At 45.4% G+C, this 4550-nt stretch carries 5 protein-coding genes; all 5 read right to left on the bottom strand.

What is annotated here, in order from left to right; all coding sequences use genetic code 11:
- Nucleotides 1–114: 114 nt before the first annotated feature.
- Entirely contained in the window at nt 115–444 is a 330-nt protein-coding gene (locus V7K53_RS05255; protein ID WP_335196571.1) for a hypothetical protein, read from the bottom strand.
- Nucleotides 441–794, bottom strand: a complete 354-nt coding sequence (locus V7K53_RS05250; protein ID WP_335196572.1) for a helix-turn-helix domain-containing protein — start codon at nt 792–794, stop codon at nt 441–443. The genes V7K53_RS05255 and V7K53_RS05250 overlap by 4 nt, the downstream gene beginning before the upstream one ends.
- Before the next feature lie 22 nt (nt 795–816).
- Nucleotides 817–942, bottom strand: coding sequence for a hypothetical protein (locus tag V7K53_RS05245; RefSeq protein WP_335170143.1), 126 nt, complete (start codon nt 940–942; stop codon nt 817–819).
- A gap of 186 nt (nt 943–1128) precedes the next feature.
- Nucleotides 1129–1689: an HdeD family acid-resistance protein gene (locus tag V7K53_RS05240; protein ID WP_335196570.1), complete on the bottom strand. Its 561-nt coding sequence runs from the start codon at nt 1687–1689 to the stop codon at nt 1129–1131.
- Between the two features lie 105 nt (nt 1690–1794).
- Complete coding sequence (gene clpB, locus V7K53_RS05235) at nt 1795–4416, bottom strand: ATP-dependent chaperone ClpB (RefSeq protein ID WP_335196568.1); 2622 nt, start codon at nt 4414–4416, stop codon at nt 1795–1797.
- Between the last annotated feature and the right edge of the window lie 134 nt (nt 4417–4550).

The raw sequence follows: 4550 nt of genomic DNA, 5'->3' as shown, positions 1-4550 counted from the left end.
GGCTGTGTGTGGGTTCTGAGTTGTCGTTGTGAGAGACAATAACTCTACTACGGCAGCCCTATCTCTTCATACTCTTTTTTTGGCGAAGGTATTGATACTAAAATGATTTTGTTGCTATCGGGATAGTCGTTGCCCTTGTAAGTGCTTAATTTCTGTTGCCCAGTCAACCGCTGTTCTCCGTTCACTGACGACTGTTTTACGCCACCCAGACAACGGTTCTGTAAACATAAAGATATTGGCTCTTCCATTGCGTTCGTATTCATAATCCACCGACTCTGGCTGTCCAGGTAAGGCTTGCAGAGGAATACGGGTTTCTTTGACCAATTGTATAGGTTGCTCATCCATGCAAATCACTCTTACCTTGGAGTCATAGGGCAGGTGATAAATCTCCAGAACATCTTCCATGTTAGATACAAATTCGGCACTCTGTTCTGGTGGAATCACATACATCTGCCGCAGATGAGGTTTGAGTTCGTTTTTTTTAGAACTTGACGCACGGTTTCGTGACTAATTGCTGGCACTATTTCTAACTCGACTGCTTTGTCTGCCAGTAACCGCAATGTCCAACGTGCCTGACCAGCAGGCGGTTCCCCACAACGCAAGGCGATTAGTTTTGCTTCCACCTCTCCATCAATGACCTGTTGACGAGGCGACATTTTACTGGGCTTGCGGTTTAATGCTGAATCTAGACCTTCCTTGACTAATCGCTCCCTTAGATTTGCAACTGTGTTACGGTGGCTACTATTGGCGGTGGCAGCTTCTTCATCCGTCCATCCCTGTCCATTGACATCAATGTTTAACAGAATATTGGCGTGCTTAATTTTGTAAGCTGCCGTTTTTTTCCATTGGAAAGCTTGAGGCTTTCAATTCATTAACTGATTGCTCCGCTGCTTTACGGTTAGTAAATACTCCAACAGCGTGCTTGTTATCTGTTGTAATCATATTATCCTTATTTCAGTGAGGCAGCACTAGCTCACCAATAAAACCGAAAGTTATTTCAATAAATTAGTAAATAGTTAACAGTAAACTGTTTTTCAGTTGGGAGTCAAAGTTCCTCACCACTATTGCGTGCTACGTTTGAGTTGGAGATTTAGACCCCAACTCAAACTTTGATAACTGATAACTGCTTTAAACTCTTGCCCTATGGTCAGGAAGACTACGAGAAGCTAATGAAAGCATGATCATCCAAACACCCGTCAACAAAAAATTAATCCCTACAAATACTCCCAATACCCAAACTGTGCTGACAGGCCATTGAGCTAGAATCAAAATCCCTAGAATAATAGCCATGATACCGCTAAATAGTACCCAACCCCAGTTTGGATCTCGACGCATTTCAAATGCTGCAATCACCTCCAATACACCCTCAAGAAAAATGATAAATCCAAAAGCTAAGGTGAGAGAGAGTGCAGCACCAAAGATGTTGCTAATCAACAAAATCCCACCAATTACGTATAGAATACCAACTACTAGTGTTGTCCAGAAGCCTCGTTTGTGACGTGATTGAAATGCATGAACAATTCGGACGATGCCAGCAATAATTAAAGTCCAGGAGAATACGATTGTGATGGCAATAGTGGCAATAAATGGTTCTGCGATCGCTGCAATTCCCAGCAGAATCATCAAAACACCTAAGACAGTTGCCAATGCTGAATTTGTTCTGGTTTCTCTAAAATCTTCAGAAGTCATAGCTTTTCCAAAAATGTTTTGATATGTTGTTAAATCTTGAAAGAGAGACGCGATTAACCCAAGTCTTTCCAAGAGTTATCTCTCCCTTGTGCTCCTCTGCCCCCTCTAAGCATTGACCAGTTCAGGTGATAAGCGTTTCAACACCAGTCGTTCGTGTTCCACATGGACGTAGATTGTGTCGCCTTCGTGGAACTCGCCGCGTAGAATCGCTTTGGCAATCGGAGTTTCTAGTTCTCGCTGAATCCCCCGCTTCAGGGGACGAGCACCGTAAACTGGGTCATAACCGACCTGAACAATCCAATCGAAAGCCTGGTCGGAGATTTTGAGCGAGAGTTTACGCTCGCGCAGTCGCTCCTCTAAACGCTGCACTTGTAGTTTGACAATTTCGCGCAACTCGTCCTTCCGCAAGCTGTGGAAAATAATGATTTCATCAATGCGGTTGAGGAATTCGGGGCGGAAACTTTCTCGCACTGCTTCCATGACGCGATCGCGCATTTGTTCGTACTTGCTATCGTCTCCTGCCACATCCAAAATGTATATTGAACCAATATTGCTGGTCATAATCGCGATCGTATTTTTAAAATCTACTGTGCGTCCCTGAGAATCAGTTAGGCGACCATCATCCAGGATTTGCAGCAGGACGTTGAATACATCAGGATGAGCCTTCTCAATTTCATCAAACAGAATTACAGAATAAGGTCGGCGGCGAATCGCCTCGGTGAGTTGTCCGCCTTCTTCATAGCCCACGTAACCTGGAGGCGCACCGATGAGACGGGCAACAGCGTGTTTCTCCATGTATTCGGACATATCGATCCGCACCAGTGCATCTTCGGTATCAAACAGATATTCCGCTAAAGCTTTTGCCAGTTCTGTTTTTCCCACCCCGGTCGGGCCTAAGAAAATAAAGCTAGCAATGGGACGATTCGGGTCTGCCAACCCAGCACGGGAACGTTGAATTGCATCGGCAGCAGCTCTTACAGCTTCGTCCTGACCAATCACACGTTTATGTAGCTCTTCTTCCAGATGCAAGAGTTTTTGCATTTCCGATTCAACCAGTCTGCTCACCGGAATACCCGACCACTTGGAGATAATTTCGGCAATGTCAGCTTCGGTGACTTCTTCGCGCAACAGAGATTTACCGCTAGTCTGGATTTGGGCTAGTCGCGCTTCGGCTTCTTTTAGTTGTCGTTGCAGCTCAGTGAGTTTGCTGTATTTCAGTTCCGCTGCCCGGTTGAGGTCGTAATCGCGTTCGGCTTGCTGAATTTCTACGTTGACACGCTCAATCTCTTGTCTAATTTGGCGAATGCGATCGATAATTTGCTTCTCTGCCTGCCATTGAGCATTGAGAGCAACTTGCCGTTCTTTTAACTCTGCAAGTTCTCTCTCTATGCGTTCTAACCGCTCTCTGGAAGCACTGTCTGTTTCTTTTTGCAGTGACAGCCGCTCCATTTCCAGTTGCAGAATTTTGCGATCGATTTCGTCTAATTCTTCTGGTTTGGAAGTAATTTCCATTTTTAGTTTAGCCGCAGATTCATCCACCAAATCAATAGCTTTGTCGGGTAGGAAGCGATCGCTAATATATCTCGCAGACAGAGTAGCTGCTGCAACTAACGCACTATCAGAAATCTTCACGCCGTGGTGTAACTCGTAGCGCTCTTTCAAACCGCGCAGAATTGAGATGGTATCTTCCACACTGGGCTGATCGACATACACCTGCTGAAAACGACGTTCCAAAGCCGCATCTTTTTCAATGTACTTGCGGTATTCATCTAGGGTGGTGGCACCAATACAGCGCAGTTCGCCGCGAGCGAGCATCGGCTTGAGCAAGTTGCTAGCATCCATCGATCCTTGCGTTGCACCCGCACCAACTACAGTGTGAATTTCGTCAATGAACAAGACGATTTGTCCCTGTGCTTCTTGGATTTCTTTTAAGACAGCTTTCAGGCGTTCTTCAAATTCTCCCCGGTATTTGGCTCCGGCAATTAACGCACCCATGTCTAAAGCTATTAGTTTGCGATCGCGCAATGATTCCGGGACATCACCACTGATAATGCGCTGCGCTAATCCTTCTACAATTGCCGTTTTACCGACACCGGGTTCACCAATCAGCACGGGGTTATTTTTAGTCCGACGAGAAAGGATTTGAATCGTGCGGCGAATTTCTTCATCTCGTCCAATCACTGGGTCGAGTATGCCCTCACGTGCCAATTGGGTTAAATCGCGTCCGTATTTTTCTAGCGCTTCATATTTAACTTCCGGGTTTTGATCTGTCACTTTTTGACTCCCTCGAATCTGTTGAATGATGTTGCGGAGTTTTTTTTCATCCAGTCCCAATTCTTGAAACAACCCTTTACCAAAGCGATCGTCTTTGGCAAAGGCAAGTATTAAATGTTCAATAGAAATATATTCATCACCAAACTCTTTGCGGTATTGTTCGGCGCGATCAAGCAGCGTCTCTAAAATGTGTCCGATGTATACCGAACCACTGCTAGCCCCCGATACTTTGGGCTGACGGTTGATGAAGTCGATAGTGCGCTCGTGGAGTTTTTGAACATTTACCCCAGCTTTGTTGAAAATAGAACTGGCGAGTCCTTCCTGTTCCAGTAGCGCTAGCATCAAATGTTCGCTCTCAATCTGCTGATGCTGAAACTGCTTGGCAATTTCGGGAGTCCGAACAAGGGCTTCCCAGGCTTTTTCGGTAAATTGCTCGGGATTGGTTGGTTGCATAATCGTGCCCCTTAGCTGAGAAATAAATTATTTTGTTAACAATACCTCTGCCAATTTACGAGGGTTCAACGCCGGTGGAAACGGGATGAATACGTCCTAAAGCAGTAAGCTTGGCAAAAATCTGGGTTAATAAA

Origin of the sequence: Nostoc sp., from assembly GCF_036917355.1 — a bacterium.
Taxonomy (GTDB): domain Bacteria; phylum Cyanobacteriota; class Cyanobacteriia; order Cyanobacteriales; family Nostocaceae; genus Nostoc.
The sequence above is the reverse complement of the archived record's forward strand: the minus strand, read 5'-3'. Positions and strand labels throughout refer to the sequence as shown.